Consider the following 25,220-nt stretch of genomic DNA (forward strand, 5'->3'; position numbering starts at 1 on the left):
ACGCCACGATCGCGAGGCGCATCCATGACCAAGGACACCTTCTACATCACGACGCCCATCTACTACGCCAACGACGTGCCGCACATCGGGCACGCGTACACGTCGGTTGCGGCTGACGTGCTCGCCAGGTGGCGCCGCCTGAACGGCGACCGGGTGTTCTTCCTGACCGGCACCGACGAGCACGGCCAGAAGGTCGCGCAGGCCGCGGCCGAGCGTGGTGTCTCGCCGCAGGAGCACGTCGACGGGATCAACCCGCGGTGGCACGAGATGAACGAGCTGCTGCGGATCTCCAACGACGACTTCATCCGCACGACCGAGCCCCGCCACACCAAGCGCGTGCAGGAGTTCATGCAGCGTCTGTACGACAACGGTGACCTGTACACCGACACCTACGCGGGTCCGTACTGCGTGCGCTGCGAGGGGTACTACACGGTCGAGGAGCTGGTGGACGGCGAGCTGTGCCCGATCCACCGCCGCCCGGTCGAACGGCTCGAGCAGGAGAACTGGTTCTTCCGGCTTTCGAAGTACGGTGACCGCCTGCTCGAGCTGTACGACGAGCACCCGGAGTTCGTACGTCCAGCGGTCCGCCTCAACGAGGTCCGCTCGTTCGTCGCCGCCGGGCTCGAGGACATCTCGGCCTCCCGCAGCGCCTTCGACTGGGGTGTGCCGGTGCCGTGGGAACCCGGCCACGTGTTCTATGTGTGGTTCGACGCCCTGTTGAACTACGTCACCGCGGCCGGTTACGGCGACAACGGCGACTTCGCCCACCGGTGGCCCGCGGACGTGCACCTGATCGGCAAGGACATCCTGCGGTTCCACGCCGTGTACTGGCCGGCCATGCTGCTGGCCGCAGGCGTGGACGTGCCGCGGCAGGTGTACGCCCACGGCTTCCTGCTGGTGGGCGGCGAGAAGATGGGCAAGTCCAACGCGACGGGCATCGCCCCGGCGACACTGGTCGACCACTTCGGGCGGGACTGCTACCGCTACTACTTCCTGCGCGAGATCTCGTTCGGTCAGGACGGGACGTTCTCGTGGGAGTCGATGACCGACCGCTACACGGCGGATCTGGCGAACGACCTCGGCAACCTGGTCAACCGCGTGCTCAACATGGTCGGGTCGTACTGCGACGGCGCCGTGCCCGAGCCGACCGGGGATCCGGGGGAGCCCGAACAGCGGCTGGCCGCCGACCTGCAGGTGGCCACCGAGGGCATCCGCGCGTTCGACGACCTCGACTTCAAGGCCGGGCTGGGTGCGGTGTGGACGTTCGTGTCGGGCGTCAACCGCTACGTCGAGGCGCGGGCCCCGTGGAAGCAGCGCAAGGCCGGCGACATCGACGGGCTCCACACCACGCTGTACACCTGCGTCGACGCGCTACGGATCATCGCGGTGCTGATCTCGCCGGTGATGCCCGACGCCGCCGGGGCGTTGTGGGCCAAGCTGGGCGGAGACGACGACCTCGCGGCGCAGCGGTTCCCCGTGGCGGCCGAGCAGGGCGCCATGCCGGTCGGCGCGCAGACTACGCGCGGTGACGTGCTGTTCCCGCGGCTGGGGGACTGACGCCGCGGATCGGCGAACGTCGGGATCGGTGGCGTCTCGGCGTCGCGAGCTGCTCGAGCAGCAACCGCACCGCTACCGCACCCGTCTCGATGAACGGCAGGTGCACCGTCGTCAGCGGCGGGGTGGTGTGCGGCGATCGGGCTGTCGTCGCTGCCGATGACCGCGAGATCAATCCGGCACGCTGAGGCCACGGTCCGCCGCCGCATGCAGGACGCCGACGGCCATCAGGTCATTGTGGACGTAGATCGCCGTCACGTCGTCGGAGCGCGTTCCCCTGCGCACGGCTTGCGGGAGACGAGCCGCGAGTGCGGTCCCGAGACCAGGCCGCTCGCCACCTATCCAAAGGAATCTTTGCAAACTTTTCTTGGTGGTCGTACGATGGCGCCATGGAACCACGTCACGTCGAGCTGGACGCCGCCCGCCTGAAGGCGCTGGCGCATCCGCTGCGCCTGCGGATCCTCGGCGCGCTGCGGATCAACGGACCGTCCACTGCCACGCGCCTCGCGGAGCGGCTGGACGAGTCGAGCGGGCTCACGAGCTACCACCTGCGGACGCTCGCCTCCGCCGGGCTCGTCGACGAGCTGCCTGACCGGGGGAGTGGCCGCGACCGCTGGTGGCGTGCCGCGCACGACGTCAGCTCGTTCCAGTCCACCGACTTCGACGACACCGACGTCGCGCCCGCTGCCGCCTGGCTCGAGTCGTACTCGGACCGTGTGCGCGAACGCGAGGCGGCGACGTGGAGTGCCGAGCGCCACCGCTGGTCACCGACGTGGCGCGAGACGGCCGACCGGTCCGACTACTACCTGCTCGCGACCGCCGACGAGCTCCGCGCGCTGACGACCGCGATGCACGACCTGATCGAGGACGCGCTGCGCACGACGATCGCGCGGCGTGACGGCGATGCGCCCGTGCCCGACGACGCGGAACACGTGCGCCTGCACCTGTTGGCGTTCCCGGTGCGCGAGGTCGCGGGTGTGCCTGTCGATCGTCCGTCCGCCGGGCGGAAGGGCGACGCCGATGACGACGGCTGAGCGCCCACCAGGTGTCCGGCACGAGATCAGCCGGGTCACGCGGGCGTTCCTGATCTGCCACGGCCTGCGCTGGCTGCCGATCGGGTTCGCCCTGCCGATCCTGGTGCTGATCGCCACGGAACGTGGGCTCGACCTGCCGACCGTGGGCATCGTCTTCGCCACCTACGGCGTGACGACCGCGTTGCTCGAGTTGCCGACCGGCGGGCTGGCCGACGCCGTCGGCCGCAGACCGGTGCTGCTCGTCGCCACGGTCGCCGACGCGGCGTTGCTCGCGGCGCTGGCGTTCGGCACGCAGCCGTGGCACTTCGTGCTGGGCGCGTTCGGCGGCGGGGTCGGTCGCGCGCTGCTCACCGGGCCGCTCGAGTCGTGGTACGTCGACGCCGTGCGCGCGATCGAGCCCACGGTCGCGCTGCGTCGCGGACTGGCCGCCGCCGGGCTCGTCGAGGGCGTGGCCATCGCGTCCGGCGCGGCCGCCTCGGCGGTGCTGCCCACCGTCGGGGCCGACCTGCCGGTCGACGGCCCGGTGTCCCAGCTGACGCTGCCGATCTACGGCGCGCTGATCGCGGAGGTGGTCAGCTTCGCCGCGGTGCTGGTCCTCGTGCGTGAGCCGACGCGGGCCCGCGCCGGACGCTGGACCACGACGGCGCGTTCGGTGCCCGAGGTGGTCAACGACGGGATCCGCCTCGCGACCGGCAGCCATGACCTGCGCCTGCTCATCGCGGTGTTCGTGACGGCGGCGATCGCCTATGTCGGCGTCGAGGTGCTGTGGCAGCCGCGCTTCGCGACGCTGTTGGGTGGTACGTCGAGAGCGACCCAGACGTTCGGCTACGTCGTCGTCGCCATGAGCCTCGGCGCGGGCGTCGGGGCGTGGCTCGCCGACCGGCTGCCCGGCTCGCTCGCGCACAAGCCCGCGCGGGTCGGCTCGCTCGCACTCGCCGGCGCTGCGGGCGCGATGGTCATGCTGGCCTCGGCCGACACGTTCGCGGTCGCGGTCGCGGCGTTCGTCGCGGTCTACACGACCGGCGCGATGCGCAGCGTGGTCGAGGCCGAGCTGCTGCACGACCGGGTCCCGTCGAGCCATCGGGCGACCATGGTCTCGGTGCAGTCGCTGTCCGAACAGCTGGGCAACGTGATCGCGGGCCTGACGTTGACGCGCGTAGCGGCGGCTGCGGGCATCCCCGCCGCGTGGCTGATCGGTGCCGGGCTGCTGGTGCTCGCGGCCGTGCTGGTACTGGCCATCCGCGAGCGCTGACCGCCACCACTGACGTGTCGGGCGCACTGCTAGGCTTCGCTGCGCGCGGGCCTCGAGCCACCCGCGCTCACGAGCCGACCGGCCGGTGCGAAGGGTCCGCACGGTGTACGTCGACACGCATTGCCACCTTGAGATGGTGGAGGGTGCGCTGCCCCACGCCATGGTCGAGCGCGCCGTCGACGCGGGCGTCGACACGATGCTGACCGTCGGCGTCGATCTCGCGTCGTCGGCCGAGTGCGTCCAGACGGCCGGCGCGCTGCCGGCGGTGTGGGCTGTGGTCGGCATCCATCCGCACAACGCGATCGAGGCGACCGATGCGGTGCTCGATCGGCTCGCGCAGCTGGCCGCGCACCCACGGGTCGTGGGGATCGGCGAGACAGGGCTCGACTACTACCGCGACCACTCGCCGCGCGAACAGCAGCGCGGCTCGTTCCGGGCGCACATCGACCTGGCGCGCCGCCTCGGCAAGACGCTGGTCATCCACTGCCGAGACGCGCATGCGGACGTGCTCGACGTGCTGACGACGTACGGGGCGCCGGACAGGGTCGTGTTCCACTGCTTCTCCGGCGACCTCGACTTCGCCAAGCAGTGCGTGGAGCACGGTTGGTACCTGTCGTTCGCCGGCACCGTCACGTTCCGCAACGCGCCGGGTCTGCGCGACGCGGCCGGCGCCGCCGCCCCGGAACTGCTGCTCACCGAGACCGATGCGCCGTACCTGTCGCCGCACCCCCACAGGGGCGAGACGAACGAACCCGCACGCGTGCCGCTGATCGCAGCGACGCTGGGTGAGGTCCACGGCATGAGCGCCGAGCAGATGGGTCAGCTGACCAGCGCGAACGCGCGGCGGGCGTTCGCGCTGCCCGCCGCCGACACGGCGGCGTGAGTGCGCCGCCGCGACCGCTGCTCACCGCGACGCAGGTGCGCGACCTGCTGCGGCGGCACGGGCTGGCACCCAGCCGGCGGCTCGGCCAGCACTTCGTGATCGATCACAACACGCTGCGCCGCATGGTCTCCGACGCCGGGCTCGGCCCCGGCGACCGCGTCTGTGAGATCGGGCCCGGGCTCGGCAGCCTGACGCTCGCGTTGCGCGAGGTCGGTGCGACGGTCACGGCGATCGAGATCGACGCGGGCATGGTCCGCGCCCTGGCCGAGGTCGTGGGCGACGACCCGGGCGTACGTCTGATCCACGCCGACGTCCGTGACGTCGACCTCGTCGCGGAGGTCCCGGCGCCGGCGTCGGTCGTCGCGAACCTGCCGTACGTGATCGGCACGGCGGTGACGCTCGACACGCTGGCGCTCGAGCACTTCGAGCGCCTGGACGTGATGGTCCAGCGTGAGGTCGGCCAGCGCTGGACGGCGTCCGTCGGCGACCCGCACTTCGGCGCCGTCAGCCTGAAGGTCGCGGCGTACGCGCACGCCCGCGTGAGCGCGCGGATCAGCCGGCGGGCGTTCCACCCCGTGCCCGGTGTCGACTCGGTGACGGTCGCGCTCGAACCGTGCGCGTGGCCCTACGCCGTGCCGCGGGCGACGGTCCTGGCCGTCGTGGACCAGGGTTTCACGCAGAGACGCAAGCGGCTGCGCAACGCCCTGGCGCCGCTGTTGTCACCCGGGATCGTCGACGACGCGATGGCGGATGTGGGTCTGTCGCCCGATGTTCGGGCGGAACGCCTGCCGTTGTCGACGTGGTGTGACCTGGCGGATGCACTGCGCAATCGCCACATTGCCGACGGCGTCCCGTTCGCCCTACCATGACTCGCCGATCACCTGATCCGCCCGGCCGCGCCCGCCGGATCGCCGACGCCGGGAGTTCGCATCGGTGGCTGCAGACGGAACCCACGGCACCGCACTGCGCATCCGCGTCCCCGCGAAGTTGAACCTGTACCTCGCCGTGCGCGGTCGTCGGGCCGACGGGTTCCACGATCTGGTCACCGTGTTCCAGACGGTGTCGTTGTACGACCAGCTGCGGATCGCCCTCCTGGGCCTGCCCGGGCGTCGCCACCACCCGGCCGCCCGCAGCAGGATGCGGGTCGAGCTGTGGGCGGACCCCGCCGTGCCGCAGGGGCGTGACAACCTCGCACTGCAGGCGGCGTTGCGCCTCGGCCGGCTCAGCGGCATCGTGCCCGCCGCCGGTGGCGTCGAACGCGATGCGGTGCGCACCGTCATCGACCTCGACAAGCAGATCCCGATGACCGCGGGGATGGCGGGTGGTTCCGCCGACGCCGCCGCGGTGCTCGTCGCGTTGAACCGGCTGTGGCGCTGCGGGCTGACCGTCGAACAGCTCCGCGAGGTCGCGGCCGACCTGGGCTCGGACGTGCCGTTCTGTGTGACCGGTGGCACCGCGCTGGGGTCGGGGCGTGGCACGGAGGTCACGCCGGTCCTGGCGCGCGGACCGTTCCACTGGGTGATCTGTCCGGATGCCGAGCCGTTGTCCACCGCCGACGTGTACCGCATGTGGGATCGACGCTCGCGCCCACGCGACACCCGGCCCGACGACGTGCTCTACGCGGTGCGCTCCAGCGATCCGCGGCAGCTCGCCGCGGCACTCCACAACGAGCTGGAGGACGCCGCCTTCGCACTGCGCCCGCGCCTGGCGGACCGCAAGCGGCACCTGGTCGAGGCGGGCGCGCTGACGGCCGTCCTGGCCGGTAGCGGTCCCACGATGCTCGCGTTGGCCGCCGACGAGGCAGCGGCGCATACGCTGGCCCTCGAGATCGGGCAATGGTGCCCCGACGCGATCGTCGCGACGTCACCCGCCGGCGGTCCCGAGCTGGTGCGCGGCGTCAACCAGTCCGACACCGGGCCGCTGCTGCGGACGTTAGAGTAATCGCCATCCCCGCACGCGTGCTCCGCAGCGGGCGATGGGAGGTGGTGAAATGGCATCACGCCGTCCTTTGGAGTCGGAGTTGAAGGTTCGATCCCTTCCCTCCCAGCCACAGTGCACAGCCCGCTGAGCCGTCGAAGTCGAGAGATCATCTCATGACCCGCGCAGCCGTCGTCCTGGCCGCTGGAAGAGGAACCCGCTTCAGGTCCGACCTCGCCAAGGTCCTGCACCCCGTCGCGGGTCGCTCCCTGCTCAGATGGGTGCTGCACGCGTTGCGCCCGCTGGACCTGGACGTGGTCGTCGTGGTCGTCGGCCACCAGGGTGACCGCGTCGCCGACGAGGCGGGACAGGTGCCGGACCTGCCCCTGATGATCGTCGAGCAGGCCGAGCAGCGGGGGACCGGTCACGCCGTGCGCACCGCGTTCGACGCCGGCGCGCTGGACGGGATCGACAGCGTGCTGGTCGTGCCCGGCGACGCGCCGATGATCGCCGGTGCGCCACTGGAGGAGATCTTCGCGGCGCAGCGCGGCCACGCCGCCGCGATGATGGTCACCGAGCTCGGGGATCCGACCGGCTACGGACGGATCCTGCGCGACCGGGACGGGGCGGTGTCGCGCGTCGTCGAGGAACGCGACGCCACACCGGACGAGCGGGCCGTGCGCGAGGTCAACGTGTCGATGTACGTGTTCGCGGCCGCCGCGCTGCGACGCGAGCTCGGCCGGCTGTCGACGGACAACGCGCAGGGTGAGGAGTACCTGACCGACGTCATCGCTCCGCTGGTCGCCGGCGGGGTCGTCGCGGTGCACGCCCCGGCCGTCAGCGTCCGCGGGGTCAACGACCGTGGCCAGCTCGCAGGCGCCGGACAGGTGCTGCGGGCCAGCATGCTCGACCAGCTGATGCTCGACGGCGTCACCGTCGTCGACCCGGCGACCACGTACGTGCACGCCGACTGCGTCATCGAGCCCGACGTCACGCTGCTGCCGGGCACCCACCTCGAGGGCCACACCAGGGTCGCGTCCGGGGCGACGGTCGGGCCCGACACGAGGCTGGTCGACACGACCGTCGGCGCCGATGCCACGATCACCTACTCGGTGGCGTTGTCGGCATCCGTCGGGCCGTCGGCGAACGTCGGCCCGTTCTCCTATCTGCGCCCCGGCGCCGAGCTGTCCGACCGTGCCAAGGCCGGCGCGTTCGTCGAGGTCAAGCAGTCGGTGATCGGGCCTGGGAGCAAGGTCCCGCACCTGTCCTACATCGGCAACACCGTGATCGGGACCGACACCAACGTCGGGGCCGCGACGGTCACGGTGAACTACGACGGCTACCGCAAGCACCAGACGACGATCGGTGATCGGGTGAGGATCGGGTCGGACACGATGCTCATCGCACCGGTCAAGGTGGGTGATGACGCGTACACCGGCGCCGGATCGGTGATCACGACCGACGTGCCCGCGGGCGCGCTCGCCGTCGAACGCACCGAACAACGCATCGTCGAGGGCTACGCCGAGCGCCGGCGTGCGGCCCACGAGGGCTGAGGCACACCGATGGAGGTCATCACGAAGAAGCGGATGCAGGTGTTCTCAGGCCGCGGCTATCCGGAGCTGGCCCGGGAGGTCGTCGACCACCTGGGCATGCGACTCGGCTCGGTCGACATCCACGAGTTCTCCAACGGCGAGCTGTACGTGCGCTTCCGGGAGAACGTGCGCGGCAGCGACGTCTTCCTCATCCAGACCCACAGCGCCCCGGTGAACAGCAACATCTGGGAGCAGCTGATCATGATCGACGCGGCCAAGCGCGCGTCGGCCAAGCGCATCATCGCCGTGTGCCCGTACTACGGGTACGCGCGCGCGGACCGCAAGGCCCGGTCCCGCGAGGCGATCACCGCCCGCCTGCTCGCCGACGTGCTGACCACGGCCGGTGCCGATCGCGTCGTGTCGGTCGACCTGCACACCGGGCAGATCCAGGGGTTCTTCGACAAGCCGCTCGATCACCTGACCGCGCTGCCGTTGCTGGTGAACTGGCTGGCCGAGCGCTTCCCGGACCAGGATCTGGTGATCGCGTCACCCGACGCCGGCGGTGTCAAGCTGGCCTCGAAGTACCAGGCGATGCTGCCGAGCGCGCAACTGGCGTTCCTGGCGAAGACCCGCGAGGCGCACAACGTGGCGCGCACGCTGGCGGTCGTCGGCGACGTGGAGCGACGGACCTGCGTGCTGGTCGACGACATGATCGACACCGCCGGCACCATCTGCGGGGCCGCCGAGGCACTCATGAACCGCGGAGCGGCGCGGGTCGTGGTCGCCGCCACCCATCCGGTGCTGTCGGGCCCCGCGTGCGAGCGGTTGGCGAAGTCGGCGATCGACACGGTCGTGGTCACCAACACCATGCCGATCCCCGACGCCTGCAACTGCGCCAAGATCGAGGTCGTGTCGATCGCTCCGATCGTGGCCAGCACGATGAAGGCGATCTTCGAGGACGAATCCGTCAGCGAACTGTTCGACGACCGCAACCAGTGATCCGCGCGGGACACGCGCGCCTTCGAACGTAAGGAGACCACGTGGAGCTGTCGGCACCCCTGCGCTGGCTGGGAGCCCTGGCCATCATGCTCGTCGTCGTGCTGATCGTCGTGCCGATGCTGCTCGACACCGTCACCGACACGATCGTGTTCGGCGAGGACGCGTCGGAGCCTGCCGCGGCGGCCGACGGGACGCCGTCAGAGGTCGCGAGCGAGGCGGTGGCATCGGGCGACGGTGGCGGCAACCAGGGTGGCGGCAACCAGGGTGGCGGCAACCAGGGCCGTGGCGGCAACCAGGGTGCCGACGGTGACTTCCCGACGACCTACACGGTGGTCGCGGGCGACACGGGCACCAAGATCTCGGAGCAGTTCTACGACTCACCGGACGGGTGGGCGCTGATCGCACAGGCCAACGACATCGATCCGTACGCGCCGCTGCGGGTCGGCCTGGAACTGACCATCCCGGCGCCCGAGTAGAGGGCGCGACGCTCGCGGCGTCCGGCGTAGACGGTCCTCCAGACGTACGTTCCTCGAAGTTGTGGCCGTCGGGCGGCCTGCCTACACTGGCGATTCCCCCGGTGCCGGGCCCCGCGTTCGCTTGCCCACACAACGGGTTCAAGGATTCTCGTCTTCGAGCAGTGATCTCAAGGAGTGCAGGCGATGGCTGACCAGGTGACGCTCACCGCGGAGGCCCGCGAGGGCGGCGGCAAGGGCGAGGGACGCCGCCTGCGACGCGCCGGGCGCGTGCCCGCGATCGCCTACGGCGCGGGCCTCCGGGCGACCCCGGTGTCGGTCGACGCGCTCGAGCTCTATCACGCGCTGCGCACCGATGCCGGTCTCAACGCACTGATCAGGCTGGAGGTCGACGGCGACACGCACCTGACACTGGCGCGCCAGCTCCAGCGCCACCCGGTGCGGCGCGAGATCATGCACGTCGACTTCGTGGTCGTCGACCGCGCGCGCAAGGTCACTGTCGACGTGCCGATCCACCTCGTCGGCGACGCGCCCGGAGCCGACGAGGGTGGCGTCGTCGACCAGGTCCGGTTCAACGTCCCGGTCGAGGTCCTGCCGCTGGAGGTGCCCGACAGCGTCGAGTTCGACATCTCCGACATGCAGGTCGGTGACGTCAAGCGCCTCGGAGACCTGCCGCTGCCCGAAGGTGTCGAGCTCCTCGACGACCCCGACTACGCGGTGGTCTCGGTCTACGTGCCCCAGGCCGAGGTGCCCGAGGACGAGGTGGCCGAGGACGCCCTGGAGGGCGCCCTGGGCGACGAGGCGGCTCCCTCCGACGCCGGCGACGTCGAGGCCTCCGAGGAGGGTGGCGGCGACGGCGGCTCCAGCGACGAGTAGTCGCCGGTTCCGTTCGACCTCCGCGGTGGAGGACCGCACGTTGATCGTCGGTCTGGGCAACCCGGCCGGCGAGTACGGCGGCACGCGCCACAACCTCGGCGCCGACGCGGTGCGGGAGCTCGCCGAGGACCTCGGCCTGCGGCTGAAGCGCCACCGTGCGGGCGGGGTCGCCGCTGACGGGCGGATCGGCCCGGGTGGGCCGGCCGTCACGCTGTTCGTCCCGAGCGGTTACATGAACAACTCCGGCGGGCCGGTCCAGCGGGCGCTGCGCTTCTACAAGCTGGGTCTGGACCGCCTGGTCGTCGTCTACGACGACATCGATCTGGAGGCGTGGTCCGTCCGCCTCAAGCGCGGCGGTGGACCCGGCGGCCACAACGGCGTGCGCGACATCATCCACCGGTGTGGCGGCCGCGACTTCCTGCGCGTGCGGATCGGCGTGGGGCGTCCGCCGGGACAACAGGACGCGGCGAGCTACGTGCTGGCCCGGATCCCATCACGTCTGCACGGCACCGCGATCGACACGGTCCACCGGGCCGCCGCCGCGACACGCGACCTGGTGACCGACGGCCTCGAGGCCGCCCAGAACATCCACCACGCCCCGCACCCCGCCTGAACGCCGCCACCCCGGAGTTCGGCGCGGGTGGTCATGGTTCGGGGTGGTGGGCATCTGTCGGGGTGGGGGACAGGTGCGCGTCGATCGACAGGACCAGAAGGTAGCCCACGAGCACGGTGACCTGGACCAGCAGCAGGTAGATGGTGAACAGGACCACCCGTCCGACGTCCATCGAGCCACCGAACGCGCGACCCACGGCGATGCCGTAGCGCAGCACGAGGATCCACCCCAGCGACATGCCGGCCAGGAACGATCCCGTGGCCAGCGACCCCCACACGGTCGCGCTCCAGCGCAGGCTCCGGCTGGCGAACAGCCGGTAGAGGACGATCAGCAGCACCGTCGCCGACAACCAGCCGATCCAGAACGTGAGGTAGACACCGAGCACCTGGCCGGTCGTGCCGCCGCCCAGCATGTCCGGCAGCGCCGCGACCGTCAGCAGCCCCGCAACCGTGACGAGGGGGAACACGCCGACGTACGGCAGGACCCGCACGCGGCCCAGCAGCGTGCGGTTCGTGCGCTGCGCGCCCTCAAGCGCATCGACGGCGCGCAACATCCCCTCCCCGTACGTCGTGGCAGCCAGAAGCGACGCGATCAGCGAGCCGATGCCGAGCCTCGGCCCGGCGTCGGCGAGCGTGCGCACGATCTGGCGGGCGCCCATGTCCGACGGGGCGAACGCGGCGAGGTCGCGCACGAGCGTGGCGACGCGATCTGGGCCGGCGACCAGCCCGGCGCCGTACAGACCGAGCAGCAGCAGCGGCACGATCGCGATGCCCGCGTACAGCGTGAGACCTGCGGCCAGCAGCATCAGATCGTGGCCCCGTGCACGCCGCAGGGTGTCGGTCATCACGCTGCGCGCCACACCGGACCATCGCCGAAGCATGCCCACATCGTGCCAGCGCGGACGCACCGCTCCGCCGTAGCCCCCGCGTGACCGCGTCGGCGTCACCCGCGCCGGTGCGATGCGCGCATGACCGACGGGGCCGGTCCGGTGGCGCCGCTGCTCCGCGGCCATGTCACCATTGGAGCATGATCCCCTCACGCGGCGGCTCGTCGCACGCTCCGATCCCTGCACGCACCGACGTGCCGACGGCGTGACCAGGGGCACCGCACCGCTCGCGCGGCTGACAGAGATCGTCCGCTCGACGGTCGATCCCGACCTGCTGCTGCCCGGCGCGCTCCACGTCGGTCCGGCGCTGCGGCCGGTCACGTGCGCGTTGCTGGCCGGGTCGGCGCGCCCACTGCTGATCGTGACCCCGACGGCGCGTGACGCCGAGCAGCTCGTCGACGGGCTCGGCGCGTTCGTCGGCGTCGATCGCGTGGCGCTGTTCCCGGCGTGGGAGACCCTGCCCCACGAACGGCTGTCGCCGCAGCCGGCGACCGTCGGGACGCGGCTGCGCGCACTCGACCGCCTGGCCGCGGGGGAGCTGGACGCCCTCGTCGCACCGGTGCGCGCGCTGCTCCAGCCGATGGATCGACGCCTGGCGGAGCGACGTCCCATCCGGCTGTCGTCGTCGTACGACGGCGGCCTCGACCAGCTCGTGCGCGAGCTGGCGACGCTCGGCTATGTGCGCACGACCATGGTCGGCCAGCGCGGTGAGTTCGCCGTCCGCGGCGGGATCGTCGACATCTTCGGCTCGAGCGACGACCACGCCGTGCGCGTCGAGTTCTGGGGCGACGACGTCGATCAGCTCCGCTGGTTCGGCGTGGCCGACCAGCGGGCACTGGAGTCCGTCGACACGGTCGACGTGTACGCCGCGCGCGAGCTGGTGCTCGACGACGAGACCGCCGGCACGGCGCGGGCGCTCGCGCCGAGGCTCCCCGAGCTCGCCGACCGTCTCGGCATGCTGGCCGACGGCATCGTGTTCGAGGGCGCCGAATCGCTCATCACGGCGATGCAGCCCGCTCCGGCCTGGCTGCCCGAGCTCATGCCGGCCGGCACCGGGATGGTGCTGGTCGACCCCGCACGGCTTGAGGGACGCGGCGCGGAGCTGCACGAGCAGGCGGAGGCGCTCGCGATCGCGGGCTGGTCGGAGGCCGGCGGCGGCCTCATCCGCGACGACGGTGTCGGCTTCGGCGAGTACAAGCAGATCACCGACCGCTTCACCGGTGACCTCTGGACGCTCGATCCGTTCGGTCCGCCGGACATCGCGGGGCGCCCGTGGGACTCGTTCCGCGGTGACGTCGCCGAGGCCGCCCGACGGGTGGCCGAGCTGACCCGCGACGACGTGCGTGTCGTGCTGACGACCGCCGGCCATGGCTCGGCCGTGCGGCTCGGCGAGGTCCTGCGTGAGCACGGTCTCGCCGCGCCGGTCGTCGACACGGTGACCGATGAGCGGATCGCGATCACCGAGTCCCAGCTGCGCGACGGTTTCGTGGCACCTGAGCTTGGTGTGGCGCTGCTGGGTGAGTGGGACCTGTTCGGTCCCCGCCGCTCGCGCGCCGGCCGCCGCCTGCCCAGCAAGCGGACCGCCCAGGCGACGGTGCTCGACCTCGCGCCGGGAGACCCGATCGTGCACGCCGTCCACGGCGTCGGTGTCTACCGCGGCATCACGACCCGTCAGCTGCGCGGCCCGACCACCGCGGTGGGAGGACAGGCCGCCGGCTGGCTGACGCGCGACTACGTGATCGTCGAGTACGCCGGCGGCGACCGCCTGTTCGTCCCCAGCGACAACGTCGATGCGCTCGCACCCTACATCGGCGGTGAGGATCCACGCGTCATGCGCATGGGCGGCACCGACTGGGAGCGCGCGAAGGGCAAGGTCCGCAAGGCGGTCCGCGAGATGGCCGGCGAGCTGCTGCGCCTGTACCAGGCGCGCATGCACGCGCCCGGCGCCGCGTTCGCTCCGGACACGCCGTGGCAGGGCGAGCTGGAACAGGCGTTCGCGCACGTCGAGACCCCCGACCAGCAGGCCGCGATCGACGAGGTCAAGCGCGACATGGAGGCGCCGATCCCGATGGACCGCCTGATCTGCGGCGACGTCGGATTCGGCAAGACCGAGATCGCCGTGCGCGCCGCGGCGAAGGCGGTGTTCGACGGTGGTCAGGTCGCGGTGCTCGTGCCTACCACGCTGCTGGCCCAGCAGCACGGCGAGACGTTCGCCGAGCGCTTCGCCGGGTTCCCTGTCCGCATCGAAACCTTGTCGCGGTTCGCCGGTCCGGCCAAGCAGCGGGAGGTGCTCGACGGTGTGGCGGCCGGGACCGTCGATCTGGTGATCGGGACGCACCGGCTGCTGTCGAGCGACGTCGAGTTCCGCAACCTGGGGCTGGTCGTCGTCGACGAGGAGCAGCGCTTCGGGGTCGCGCACAAGGAGAAGCTCAAGCAGCTGCGCACCAGCGTCGACGTGCTGACGATGACGGCGACGCCGATCCCGCGGACGATGGAGATGGCCATCACGGGCATCCGCGACCTGTCGACGATCGACACGCCGCCCGAGGAACGACAGCCGATCGTCACCCACGTCGGTCCGTTCGACGAGTCGATGGCGGCGTTGGCGATACGTCGGGAGCTGCTGCGCGAGGGCCAGGTGTTCTGGCTGCACAACCAGGTGTCGACCATCTCCGCGGCCGCCCAGGCCGTGCGTGACCTGGTGCCCGGCGCGCGGGTCGAGATCGCCCACGGGCAGATGGCCGAGTCCGAGCTCGAACGCATCATGATCCGTTTCTGGGAGCGCGAGTTCGACGTGCTCGTGTCCACGACGATCATCGAGAGCGGGCTGGACATCCCCAACGCCAACACGTTGATCATCGAACGCGCCGACCTGCTCGGGCTGGCGCAGCTGTACCAGCTGCGGGGCCGCATCGGCCGCTCGGTCGTGCGCGGTTACGCCTACATGTTCCATGCCGAGCGGCGGGCGCTGACCGAGGAGGCCTACACGCGGCTGGAGACGCTGGCCACCCACACCGGCCCGGGGTCGGGGCTGTCGATCGCGCTGCGCGACCTTGAGATCCGTGGTGCGGGCAGCGTGCTGTCGGCCGACCAGTCCGGCCACATCGCCACGGTCGGCTTCGAGGCGTACGCCCAGCTCATGCGTGAGGAGATGGCGGAGCTGCGCGATCCCGCTGCCGCGGAACGCGAGCGCGCGCAGGCCGCGGAGATCTCGATCGACCTTCCCGTCGACGCCCACCTGCCGCCGGAATACATCGCCGACGAGGGACTGCGGCTGCAGGCGTACCGGCGCATCGCCGGCATCCGCGACGGTGCCGGCGCGCGGGACGTGACCGACGAGCTCACCGACCGGTACGGTTCACTTCCCGAGCCGGCCACGCGGCTGATCACGATCGCCGCGCTCCGCGCCGCCGCCCGGCGCTGGGGCATCACCGAGATCGGGGTCACCCCGCGCCGGACCGTCCGCGTGCAACCGGTGCACCTCTCCGAGTCCCAGCGGGTCCGCCTCCGCCGCGAACGTCCGCGGGCGTTGTGGAACGAGGTGGCGGGTGCGCTCGAGTTGCCGATGCCGCCGGGCGACGTGGAGCTCGTGGGATGGGTCGCGCGCGAGCTCAAGGCCGTGCTCGGACGCCGTCGCCAGTGACGGTCGGGGCGTTCAGCCGGCCGGCCGGTGCGCCACTACACTGACGCCCCATCTCGGCACGCAGGAGCGACTTCGTGACAACCCTTGCGCAGCGACTGGCCGTCGTGCTCGTGGTGCTGATGGCGACGGCCTGCTCACTGACCGGCACCGGCGACCCTTCGACCGCCGCGACCGTCGGCGACCGCGCGATCCCGGCGACCGACATCGACGAGATGCTCGCGTCGATCCGCAACAGCTCGGCGTTCCAGCAGCAGTCGCAGGGTGACACCAGCGGCCAGTTCGTGCTCGACGCGCAGACGCAGCTCGTCACCCAGTTCGTCAGGTCCGAGATCCTGGCGGTGGTCGCCGAGCAGGAGGGCCTATCGGTCAACGACGAGGAGGTGGCCGCCGCCCGCCAGGATCTCGTCGACCAGGTCGGCAGCGAGGAGGCCCTGCAGGCCGCCATCGCCGAGCAGGGCCTGTCGGAGGAGTTCCTGATGCAGCAGCTGCGCGATCAGCAGACCCAGGCGCTGCTGCAGGATGAGATCGGCGCATCGACCAACCTCGCCGAGTACATCCAGCAGGAGATCGCCGACGTCCCGATCGAGGTCAACCCGCGGTACGGGCAGTGGGATCCCGACGCGTTGGCGGTCGCGCCGTTCGATCCGCTCGCGATCGCGGGCGGCGAGGAGCCGACCGGCAACGAGACGCCCACCGAAGCTCCTTGACCGGCGCGGTCGCGGCACCTGCGCGTCTGGTCCTGATCGACACGGTCGACCAGCTGCCGGGCCTGCTGCCGCTGCACGCGTGGAGCGCCCTGTCGTCGACTGACCTCATACTCGTCGGCGATGCCGCGCACCCGATGGTCGCCCACCTGGTCAACGCCGACCTGCGCCACGAGATCGTGCCCGAGCCCGCCGAGCCGGCCGCGCTCAGCCGTCGTGACCTGCTCGGCGGTGTCGATCCGATCCAGCGCGCGCGGGTCTCGTGGATCATCGACCGGGTGCGTGAGGCCGGCGCGACAGCGTACGTGTATGGCCCCGGCGACAGCGAGGGGTTCACCCGCTCGCTGGGGTTCGAGGCCGCGCGCAGCCAGATCGAGGTCGAGGTCGTCTACTTCGGGGTCGCTCCGCCGGGCGTGACCCTGCTCGAGCTCGTCGAGGTCGAACGCCGGCTGCGCGGTCCCGACGGCTGCCCGTGGGACCGTGAGCAGGACCACGCGAGCCTCGCGCCCTACGCGGTGGAGGAGGTCTACGAGCTGCTGGCGGCGATCACTGACGGCACCTCCGACGACATCGCCGAGGAGCTCGGTGACGTGCTGCTACAGGTCGTGTTCCACGCGCAGATCGCCGACGACGACGAGCGCTTCGACATCGATGCGGTTGCACGTGGCATCGTCGACAAGCTGGTGCGCCGTCACCCGCACGTGTTCGGGAACGCCCGAGCTGACTCCGCGGCATCGGTGATGGCCAACTGGGAGCAGCTCAAGGCCGCCGAGAAGCCCGAGCGCGACGGCGTGTTCGACGGCATCGTCGAGGGGCAGCCCTCGGTGGCGCTGGCCGTGGCGGTCCAGGGACGTGCGGCCAGGCACGGGTTCGTGTGGCCCGACGTCGACGGCGCCGTCGCAAAGGTGCGCGAGGAGCTTGACGAGGTGGCGGCGGCGTCCGACGAGCGGCAGGCGCACGAGGTGGGCGATCTGCTCCTCGCCGTCGTTGCGCTCGCCCGCCACCTCGAGGTCGACCCCGAGCTGGCACTGCGCGCCGGCGTCGCGCGGTTCCGCGCCCGCTTCGAGCGTGCGTTCGAGCTTGCGGGGGATGAGCCCGGCCAGCTGTCCCCTGCGGCCTGGCTGCGGCTGTGGGACCGGGCCGGACCAGAGGCGACCTGACCGTTCGGCCACCGTGGCGTCGAGTGCCGGGCCGCGTGTGCCCGGCAGCATCGAAGGCCCGGTAGACAGGGCCACCGCGCGGACACGGGCGGCGGCCGGTGCAGCGACCCCCATGTGCAGCGATCGAAGGGAGTGACCGGACGGTGAGCGACGCGTGCCCGCGATCCGCGGGCGGACAGGGGCCGGATGACCGTGGGCGGTCCTCCAGTGCTGCCGGACGGTACGACAGATCCGGTGCACGGCCCGTGCGCTCGCGGCCGGGACCCGACCGCGAGCGGCCGATGCGTGCCGTCGAGCGCGAGTGGCGCGATGATGACGGGCCGCTCGGCGCCCCACAGCACGGGGAGGCGACGCTGGTCGACCCGTCCCATCAGCGGGCCGAGGCACCGGACCCGAGCGATGCGCGGGCCATGCACGGCGAGCCTGAGGAGATCGAGACGCCGGTGTCGGCGGGTGAGCGCGTCCGCGGCACCGTCGACGCGGCGCTGACCGCCCTGCGGTCATCCGTCCCGGTCCGCACAGTGCTCTTGCTGCTCCCGCCCCTGTTCCTGCCTCCGTTGGTCTTCGACCTGTCCTTCGGTGCGACGCTGCTCGTGTGGCTCCTCCTGCTGTGGCTGGTCGGTGCGACGGCGGTCGTCACCACCCTCATGGCGGACGGGGCGGATCTGCTGGCCATGCGGGCCATAGGGCGCCACCTCGAGCAGCTCGCGGCCGGCGTCCAGCGACCGGCTGAACGGCCCGCCGACGACGAGGCGCTGCTCGTCGTCGGTGAGCAGCTGGATGCCCTGAACGACCGCCTCGACGCGCTCGACACGCGGCACCCCACCTCCGGTGCAGGTCCGATCGACCATCGGCCACCTGAGCAGTGGTCGGGTTCGCGTGGGGTGGCCGACAATGACGGGGACCACCATGACGTCGCACACGGACGTCACTGGAGCTCTCCTCGATGGCAACGATGACCACCTCCCTGGCCTTCACCGGCGACGCGACGGTCAACCGCTATCTGAGCACCAACCACGTCGCGCTGCTGGTCGGACTCGTGCTGGACCAGCACGTCCCCACGGAACGTGCCTACATCGCTCCGCGCGAGCTCGCGCGGCGGTTGTTCACCGATCTCGACGCGGCCACGGTGGCGTCCCTGCCGGTCTCCGAGATCGAGTCGTGCTTCCGTCAGCCTCCGGCACTGCACCGCTACCCAGGTGTCATGGCCCGCCGTGTGCACCGGTTGTGCCGGCACGTCCGTGACCGCTACGACGGTGACGCTGCGGCGTTGTGGACCGGCGTCGGCGACGCGTCCGTCCTCTACGACCGGATCCGCGCGCTGCCGGGCTTCGACGAGCGACTGACGCGTGTCCTCGTCGCGCTGCTCGGCAAGCGGCTCGGTGTCCGGCCGACCGGATGGGAGCGCGTCGCCGGAGACTACGCCCTCCCGGGCCGGCGGTCCGTCGCCGACGTGGTCGACCGCGACACGCTCCAGCAGGTGCGCACCTATACGCGGGCGCACGCGCGCATCAGCGCGTAACCCGCTCCACCCCGGACCCGCGGTCGTCTCAGGACGGCGTCAGCGTGGTCCCGCTGGCCCAGTCGGCGTGGAGCCGACGGTAGACCTCGCTGTCGGCGAGCAGCTCGGCGTGGGTGCCGGTGGCCACGATCCGGCCGGCGTCGAACACCACGACCTGGTCGGCGTTCTCGGCCGTCGCCAGTCGGTGCGCGATGGTGATGCTGGTGCGGCCTGCGGTCAGGCGCTCGATCGCGCGCCGCAGTTGCACGTCGAGCGCGGGATCGACGGCCGAGGTCGCCTCGTCGAGGACGAGGACGTCGGGATCGGCGATCCATGCGCGCACCAGTGCGACGAGCTGGCGCTCTCCGGCGGACAGCTGGCCCCCACGCTGGCCGACCGGCGTCGCGATGCCCTGCTCGCGGGTGGCCAGCCAGTCGTCGAGCTCGAGATCTTCGAATGCCCGACGCACCTCGGTGTCATCGGCGTCAGGCCGTCCGTAGCGGACGTTGTCGGCGAGCGAGCCGTCGAACAGGAACCCTTCCTGCGGCACGAACGCGACTCTGCTGCGCAGCGTCGCGGCGGCCACGTCGTCCAGGGGCACGCCGCCCAGCAGGATGCGGCCGGCGTCGGGGCGCAGCAGCCGCACGAGCAGCTTGGCGAACGTCGTCTTGCCGGATCCGGTCTCGCCGACGACGGCGATGCGTCGGCCCGCCGCCAGTGTCACATCCACGTCGTGGAGCACCTCGGCGCCGTCACCGTAGGCGAACCGCAGGTGCCGGGCGACGACGGACAGGCCGCCGGCCGGCAGGTCGCGACCCTGCTCGCGGTCGTCGAGGTCCGCCGGCATGTCGAGCACCCGCAGGATCCGCCGGACGCCCGACGCCGCGACCTGCGCCTGATCCAGTGTCTCCACGAGCATCTGCACAGGCTCGATGAACTGGTTGACCAGGAACAGGAACGCGATCAGGGTGCCGGCCGACACGCCGTCGATGACGAAGAGCCCGACGAGCAGCACGATCGCCTGCACCAGCGCCGAGAAGACCTCGCCGCTGCTGAACAGCGCCGCGGCGGTGCGGTGCGTGCGGTACTCGGCGGAGAACTGGGCCGCGAGGCGGTCGCGCAGACGCCGCCGCGTCCGCTGCTCGGCGCCGTAGGCGCGCACCGTCGGCAGCCCGGCGATCGCCTCGCCGATCGCGGCCATGCTGTCGGCGACCCGGATGCGGACCTGGTCGTACGCCCGTTGGAGCAGCCGTTGGAACCAACGCAGCAGCAGGCCGTAGCCGAACGTGATGCCGGCGACCACCAGCGCCAGCTCCCAGCGGTAGACGACCATCACCGCCATGACCAGGACGACGCGCATCACCCCGAGGATCAGGTTGATGCCGCCCCAGCCGAGGAACTGCTGGATCTCCTGCACGTCGGACGTCACCCGCGCGACGAGGGCACCGCGACGCTCGCCCTGGACGTGCAGCAGCGACAGCCGGTGCAGGTGGGCGAACGTCATGACGCGCAGCTCGCACAGACCCCGCGCGGACGCGGTGCTCATGCGCACCTGCGCGTGGCGGTTGGCCAGCGCGGTGAGCGTCAACACGACCAGCGCGAGCGCGCCGAACGCGGCGACGGTACCGATCGCGATCGTGTCGGTGCCGAGGATGTAGCGGTCGATCACGACCTGCAGGCTGACCGGGACGACCAGCCTGCCCATGGCACCGACGAAGCCGAAGGCCACGGTCGCCAGCAACCCGCGGCGCAGCGTCGGTGCCAGCGCCAGTGCGCGCCGCAATGCCGTCGTCGTCGGGATCGCGGCGTCCGCCGCCGGACCGGGGTTGCGCTTCACCGACCGCCCGGTGCCCCTGCGGCGCGTCATCGGTCACCTCCGCGGGCGGTCGACCGGTGGCCGGCGGAGGACGCACCACCATCACGATCGATCCCACCGGCACCGGCCCGCAGCCGCCGCTCCGCGTCCTCCTCGTAGGCACGCAGCAGCCGGGCGTACCCGGGGAGGTGGGCCAGCAGTGCCTCGTGCGTGTCGTGGGCGATGATCCGACCCTCGTCGACGAACGCGACCTCGTCGGCGAGCGCGATGCTCGACGGCCGGTAGGCCACCATCAGCACGGTCGACGGCAGCGCGGCCTGGGACAGGCCACGCAGGATCTCCGCCTCGACCGAGGGGTCGACGGCCGAGGTCGCGTCATCGAGGATCAGCAGCCGCGGCCGCTGCGCCAGTGCGCGCGCGAGCGCGAGCCGCTGCCGTTGGCCACCCGACAGTGCCACCCCACGTTCGCCGATGCGCGTGTCGTAGCCGTCCGGCAGCGCCGACACGAAGCCGTCCGCCCGGGCGAGCCGGGCGGCGCGGCGCACGTCGTCGTCCGTCAGGCCGTCGTGCAGGGCGATGTTGCCCCGGACGGTGTCGTCGAACAGGAAGCCGTCCTGCGCGACGTACGCCAGCTCCCGCGGCAGTTCGCCCGCCGCGAACTCCCGCACGTCGCGCCCGTCGACGCGGATGGTGCCGTCGACCGGATCCCACAGCCGCGCGAGCAGCAACGTCAGCGTGGTCTTGCCCGCCCCCGTCGGGCCGACGACGGCGACGGTGCGTCCGGCCGGGATCGCGAGGTCGACGTCGGACAGCACGGGCGGGCCGCCGTCGTACGAGAACGTCACCGCGCTCCCGTCAACCGGGGCCGGACTGGCGGCTGACACCGCGCGCCGTTCGCCGTAGGCGATGCGATCGTCGGCGGTCAGCACGGACTGCACGCGGTGCCACGCGGGCACGCTGTCACCGAGCTGCCACAGCGTGAAGCCGATCAGGCGTGACGGCAGCAGCACCAGCGACAGCAGGAACGTCACGGAGACCAGCTGACCCGCGGAGATGGCGTCGGCCGAGATCCGCCAGGCGCCCAGCACCACCACGACGACGGTGATGAGCCCCGGCAGCACCTCCTGCGCCGCGTTGAACCACGCGCGCAGCACACCCAGATCGATGAGGTGGTCGCGCAGCGCCTCGGCGTCGCGCCGAAGACGGGCGACCTCGAGGGCCTCGCGGCCCAGCGCCTTCACCGTCAGCGCCCCGTCGAAGCTCTCGTGGGCGGTCGTGGCCACGGCGCCACGCATGCGCTGTACCTGTTGGCCGAGCTCGGCCATCCGCCAGCTGCCGCGCACGTTGATCGCCACGCTGACCATGACCCAGACGATCGCCGCCAACCCGAGCCACGGATCGGTCACGGTGATGATCGTCGCGGCACCGATCAGCAGTGCGGCCGCTCCAACGCCGTACGGCAGCGGGGCCAGCACATAGGTGGCCTGGGTCGTGTCCGCCTCCGCGATCGACAGGAGATCGCCCGTGGCATGCCGGTCGTACCACCGCATCGTCAGCCGCAGCTGGTGGTCGACGATCCGCTCCCGCAGGTCGTTCTTGGTGCCGTACTGCAGCGCGGCGGCAGCGGCTCGGCGGACCGTCACCCCGATCGCCTTCGCGAGCCCGACACCGATGATCAGCGTCACGGCGAGCCGCGCCCGGCCCGGGTCCGCGCCACCTGAGACCACGGGCACGATCAGCTCGTCGGTGATCCATCCCAGCACCAACGACGACGCGATGATGCCCCCCACGAACAGCAGCGAGCCGCCGACGGCGGCGATGAACGGCAGCGGGCGCCCCCGCACGTGCTCGGCGACGACGCGCAGACCGGTGCGGACGACCGTGGCAGGCGGCAGCGAGGTGGACATGCGCGTGGTGACGCCCCCCAATGGGTCCGCAGATCGGTAGGCAGCTCATCAACTCTACGTGTGTGACCCGCCGCCGGCGGGATGTGCTCAGGCTGCGACGCGGGCGGTCGCCAGCGTGTAGGCGGGGGAGCGGCCCACGGCCGACCGCAGCACGCCCAGCAGGTTGCCCGCGTTCGCGACGGCCGCGCGCGCGGCGAGGCGCCCGGCCGTCAGCCCCAGCATGCGGCGCTGCGTGCGCGGCAGCGATCCGGCGGCGCCCGCGAACAGTGGCAGGTAGGCGGCGCGGATCGTCGGTGGCAGCGGTGGCCAGCGCAGGAAGCGGACCGCGTCGCGTGCCTGCTGGCCGACAACGAGCTCTGGCTCGAAGGCGTCGAGCGCGTCGGTCAGCTCCGCCACCGTGCGGGGCATCCCGTCGCGCAGCGGAAGGGCGACATCATCGGCGCGCAGCCGCGCGCCGGCGTCCGGGTCGCGCAGCAGCGGCGCGAGGGCAACCCGTTCGTCGAGCAGCGCCGCGAGTCGTGACTGCTCGGCGACGAAGCGGTCCGCTGAACGCGCGTCGATCGGATGCGGCGACCACAGCCGGTCTGCCGCCAGGAACGACGACGTGAGGGCGAGTGACACCCAGGCCAACAGGTGTGGATCACCGGCGCGGTACCGACGGCCGTCGGGCGCGGTGCCGTGCACCACACGGTGGGCGCGGCGCACCGCCTGTGCGGCGCGCAGCACCTCGGCGGTCGTCCCGAACGTCGACGTCGTGACCCAGGCCGACGTCGACTGCAGCCGCGCCAACGGGTCCTCCCGGTACCGCGAATGCCCCGCGACCCCTGCCATCGCCAGCGGGTGCAGCGTCTGCAGCAGCAGCGCGCGCACACCGCCGGCTATCGCCGCGGGCTCGGCGATGACCTGCCACGACGGTGAGCCCGGACCGCACAGGCCCGGGTCGTGGTCGCCTACCGGACCCGGGCGACGCGTGCCGAAGACCCGCCGCATCATCGCCTGGACCCGGCCGCGTAGGACCGGCAGGCCGTTGGGTACGGTACCGGCGACCGCCACGATCGGCTGCACCGGTCGCGGTCCACCCAGCCACATGGTCGTACCCACGTTCGCCACGGTAGCGGCGGAACGTGTGACCGGAGGAGCGGAAGTGGCCCCCGACGGCGTGTGGCGCGGTGTAGCGTGCATGCCAGCTGAGGGGGTCGACGAGCGAGACGAAGGACGAGACGGCAATGCGAATCGGCATCCTCACCGGAGGAGGCGACGTCCCCGGTCTGAACCCCTGCATCAAGGCCGTCGTGAACCGGGTCATCGACGACGGCCACGAGGTGCTCGGCATCCGTCGTGGCTGGGGTGGCCTGCTCGCGTGCCAGACCGACGACCCCATGTCGATCAAGGAGAACACCCTGCCGTTGGACCGCAACGTCGTGCGGCGGGTCGACCGGTCCGGGGGCACCTTCCTGCACACGTCGCGGACCAATCCGGGAAAGGTGATGCCCGCCGACGTGCCCGCGTTCCTGGCGGACCGCGCGTCCGGCGACGGGCCGTTCGACTTCACCGACCATGCGCTGTCGGTCATCGAGGCCCTCGGCATCGACGCCCTGATCCCGATCGGTGGCGACGACACGCTGTCCTACGCGCTGCGCATGCACGAGGAGGGCGTACCGGTCGTCGCCATCCCGAAGACGATGGACAACGACGTCCACGGGACCGACTACTGCATCGGCTTCTCGACCGCGGTCAGCCGCAGCGTGCAGTTCATCCACTCGCTGCGCACCTCGACCGGATCACACGAGCGCATCGCCGTCATCGAACTGTTCGGCCGGTACTCGGGCGAGACATCCCTGATCGCCGCCTACCTGGCCGGTGTCGACCGGGCGGTGATCTCGGAGGTGCCGGTCGACGTCGGACGGCTGTCGGATCTGCTGATGGTCGACAAGCGGTCGAACCCCAGCAACTACGCGATGGTCACCGTGTCCGAGGGCGCCACGATCGAAGGTGGTGAGATGCTGCTCACCGGCGAGGCTGACGCGTACGGCCACCGCAAGCTCGGCGGCATCGGCGCCATGCTCGGAGAGGAGATCGAGGCGCACACCGGCGAGCGCATCGTGGCGCAGACGCTCGGCTACCTCATGCGGTCCGGCGCCCCGGACTCGCTCGACCTGATGGTCGCCACCAACTACGCGGTGATGGCCGCCGACCTCGCCGTGGAGGGCTCGCGCGGACGGATGGTCGCGCTGCGCAGCGGCACCTACACCAATGTGCCGATCTCCATGACGGGCGAAGGTGCCAAGCGCGTCGACGTCGACGCGCTCTACGACGCCAGCGAGTACCGACCCAAGGTCCGCCATGTGGGCGGCAAGCCCATGTTCCTCTACTAGAGCGAGAAGGCGAGGACGCTACGCGGAGCCTGGTTCCACGAGACACGCGGTGGACCGGCTTCGCCGGACAAGAGTCAGCACCACTGGCAACGACG

At 71.6% G+C, this 25,220-nt stretch carries 21 protein-coding genes and 1 tRNA gene; 18 read left to right on the forward strand and 4 right to left on the reverse strand.

Annotated elements, in window-relative coordinates:
• Positions 1-24: 24 nt before the first annotated feature.
• The 12 genes from metG to pth all read left to right on the forward strand — a co-directional run bounded on the left by metG (position 25) and on the right by pth (position 11,133).
• The gene (gene metG / locus VFZ70_11585; protein HEX6256437.1) at positions 25-1,557 is read left to right on the forward strand and encodes a methionine--tRNA ligase; all 1,533 of its coding nucleotides are present in this window, start codon (positions 25-27) and stop codon (positions 1,555-1,557) included.
• 386 nt (positions 1,558-1,943) lie between these two features.
• Positions 1,944-2,588 carry a helix-turn-helix domain-containing protein gene (locus VFZ70_11590; protein HEX6256438.1) on the forward strand — a complete coding sequence of 215 codons (645 nt, stop codon included), beginning with the start codon at positions 1,944-1,946 and terminating at the stop codon, positions 2,586-2,588.
• Entirely contained in the window at positions 2,575-3,840 is a 1,266-nt protein-coding gene (locus tag VFZ70_11595) for an MFS transporter (protein HEX6256439.1), read from the forward strand. Before VFZ70_11590 ends, VFZ70_11595 begins: the two co-directional genes overlap by 14 nt.
• A gap of 103 nt (positions 3,841-3,943) precedes the next feature.
• Positions 3,944-4,723: a TatD family hydrolase gene (locus tag VFZ70_11600; protein ID HEX6256440.1), complete on the forward strand. Its 780-nt coding sequence runs from the start codon at positions 3,944-3,946 to the stop codon at positions 4,721-4,723.
• A complete protein-coding gene (rsmA, locus tag VFZ70_11605) occupies positions 4,720-5,592 on the forward strand; it encodes a 16S rRNA (adenine(1518)-N(6)/adenine(1519)-N(6))-dimethyltransferase RsmA (GenBank protein ID HEX6256441.1) in 873 nt (290 codons plus the stop codon). Before VFZ70_11600 ends, rsmA begins: the two co-directional genes overlap by 4 nt.
• Positions 5,593-5,656: 64 nt before the next feature.
• Positions 5,657-6,664: a 4-(cytidine 5'-diphospho)-2-C-methyl-D-erythritol kinase gene (locus tag VFZ70_11610; GenBank protein ID HEX6256442.1), complete on the forward strand. Its 1,008-nt coding sequence runs from the start codon at positions 5,657-5,659 to the stop codon at positions 6,662-6,664.
• A gap of 35 nt (positions 6,665-6,699) precedes the next feature.
• Positions 6,700-6,773: transfer RNA gene (locus VFZ70_11615), tRNA-Gln, on the forward strand.
• Positions 6,774-6,816: 43 nt separating this feature from the next.
• Positions 6,817-8,193 (forward strand): bifunctional UDP-N-acetylglucosamine diphosphorylase/glucosamine-1-phosphate N-acetyltransferase GlmU, encoded by a 1,377-nt coding sequence (gene glmU, locus VFZ70_11620; protein ID HEX6256443.1) that lies wholly within the window; start codon positions 6,817-6,819, stop codon positions 8,191-8,193.
• 9 nt (positions 8,194-8,202) lie between these two features.
• Positions 8,203-9,171: a ribose-phosphate diphosphokinase gene (locus tag VFZ70_11625; protein HEX6256444.1), complete on the forward strand. Its 969-nt coding sequence runs from the start codon at positions 8,203-8,205 to the stop codon at positions 9,169-9,171.
• 41 nt (positions 9,172-9,212) lie between these two features.
• The gene (locus VFZ70_11630) at positions 9,213-9,647 is read left to right on the forward strand and encodes a LysM domain-containing protein (GenBank protein ID HEX6256445.1); all 435 of its coding nucleotides are present in this window, start codon (positions 9,213-9,215) and stop codon (positions 9,645-9,647) included.
• Between the two features lie 183 nt (positions 9,648-9,830).
• Positions 9,831-10,520, forward strand: a complete 690-nt coding sequence (locus VFZ70_11635; protein HEX6256446.1) for a 50S ribosomal protein L25 — start codon at positions 9,831-9,833, stop codon at positions 10,518-10,520.
• 25 nt (positions 10,521-10,545) lie between these two features.
• Positions 10,546-11,133, forward strand: coding sequence for an aminoacyl-tRNA hydrolase (gene pth / locus VFZ70_11640; protein ID HEX6256447.1), 588 nt, complete (start codon positions 10,546-10,548; stop codon positions 11,131-11,133).
• 31 nt (positions 11,134-11,164) lie between these two features.
• Here the strand turns inward: pth and VFZ70_11645 are convergent, their stop codons facing one another.
• The gene (locus tag VFZ70_11645; protein ID HEX6256448.1) at positions 11,165-11,977 is read right to left on the reverse strand and encodes a YhjD/YihY/BrkB family envelope integrity protein; all 813 of its coding nucleotides are present in this window, start codon (positions 11,975-11,977) and stop codon (positions 11,165-11,167) included.
• A 247-nt stretch (positions 11,978-12,224) separates the two neighbouring features.
• On the opposite strand from VFZ70_11645, the gene mfd reads away from it, so the two are divergent.
• From mfd to VFZ70_11670, 5 genes are all read left to right on the forward strand, one after another.
• Complete coding sequence (mfd, locus tag VFZ70_11650; protein HEX6256449.1) at positions 12,225-15,662, forward strand: transcription-repair coupling factor; 3,438 nt, start codon at positions 12,225-12,227, stop codon at positions 15,660-15,662.
• 74 nt (positions 15,663-15,736) lie between these two features.
• Positions 15,737-16,369 carry a SurA N-terminal domain-containing protein gene (locus tag VFZ70_11655; protein HEX6256450.1) on the forward strand — a complete coding sequence of 211 codons (633 nt, stop codon included), beginning with the start codon at positions 15,737-15,739 and terminating at the stop codon, positions 16,367-16,369.
• Positions 16,366-17,526, forward strand: a complete 1,161-nt coding sequence (mazG, locus tag VFZ70_11660; GenBank protein ID HEX6256451.1) for a nucleoside triphosphate pyrophosphohydrolase — start codon at positions 16,366-16,368, stop codon at positions 17,524-17,526. Before VFZ70_11655 ends, mazG begins: the two co-directional genes overlap by 4 nt.
• A 281-nt stretch (positions 17,527-17,807) precedes the next feature.
• A complete protein-coding gene (locus tag VFZ70_11665; protein HEX6256452.1) occupies positions 17,808-18,485 on the forward strand; it encodes a hypothetical protein in 678 nt (225 codons plus the stop codon).
• Positions 18,482-19,048 carry an HhH-GPD-type base excision DNA repair protein gene (locus tag VFZ70_11670; GenBank protein ID HEX6256453.1) on the forward strand — a complete coding sequence of 189 codons (567 nt, stop codon included), beginning with the start codon at positions 18,482-18,484 and terminating at the stop codon, positions 19,046-19,048. The genes VFZ70_11665 and VFZ70_11670 overlap by 4 nt, the downstream gene beginning before the upstream one ends.
• Positions 19,049-19,076: 28 nt before the next feature.
• Here VFZ70_11670 and VFZ70_11675 read toward each other — a convergent pair whose 3' ends face one another.
• The 3 genes from VFZ70_11675 to VFZ70_11685 all read right to left on the reverse strand — a co-directional run bounded on the left by VFZ70_11675 (position 19,077) and on the right by VFZ70_11685 (position 23,851).
• Positions 19,077-20,894, reverse strand: a complete 1,818-nt coding sequence (locus VFZ70_11675) for an ABC transporter ATP-binding protein (protein HEX6256454.1) — start codon at positions 20,892-20,894, stop codon at positions 19,077-19,079.
• On the reverse strand, positions 20,891-22,750 hold the full coding sequence (locus VFZ70_11680; GenBank protein HEX6256455.1) for an ABC transporter ATP-binding protein: 1,860 nt from the start codon (positions 22,748-22,750) through the stop codon (positions 20,891-20,893). The genes VFZ70_11675 and VFZ70_11680 overlap by 4 nt, the downstream gene beginning before the upstream one ends.
• Positions 22,751-22,837: 87 nt before the next feature.
• Positions 22,838-23,851: an oxygenase MpaB family protein gene (locus tag VFZ70_11685; GenBank protein ID HEX6256456.1), complete on the reverse strand. Its 1,014-nt coding sequence runs from the start codon at positions 23,849-23,851 to the stop codon at positions 22,838-22,840.
• A gap of 125 nt (positions 23,852-23,976) precedes the next feature.
• Between VFZ70_11685 and VFZ70_11690 the strand changes: the two genes are divergently transcribed.
• Positions 23,977-25,125: a 6-phosphofructokinase gene (locus tag VFZ70_11690; GenBank protein HEX6256457.1), complete on the forward strand. Its 1,149-nt coding sequence runs from the start codon at positions 23,977-23,979 to the stop codon at positions 25,123-25,125.
• The last annotated feature ends 95 nt before the right edge of the window (positions 25,126-25,220 follow it).

The sequence above is a fragment of the Euzebyales bacterium genome (genome assembly GCA_036374135.1).
Lineage (GTDB): Bacteria > Actinomycetota > Nitriliruptoria > Euzebyales > JAHELV01 > JAHELV01.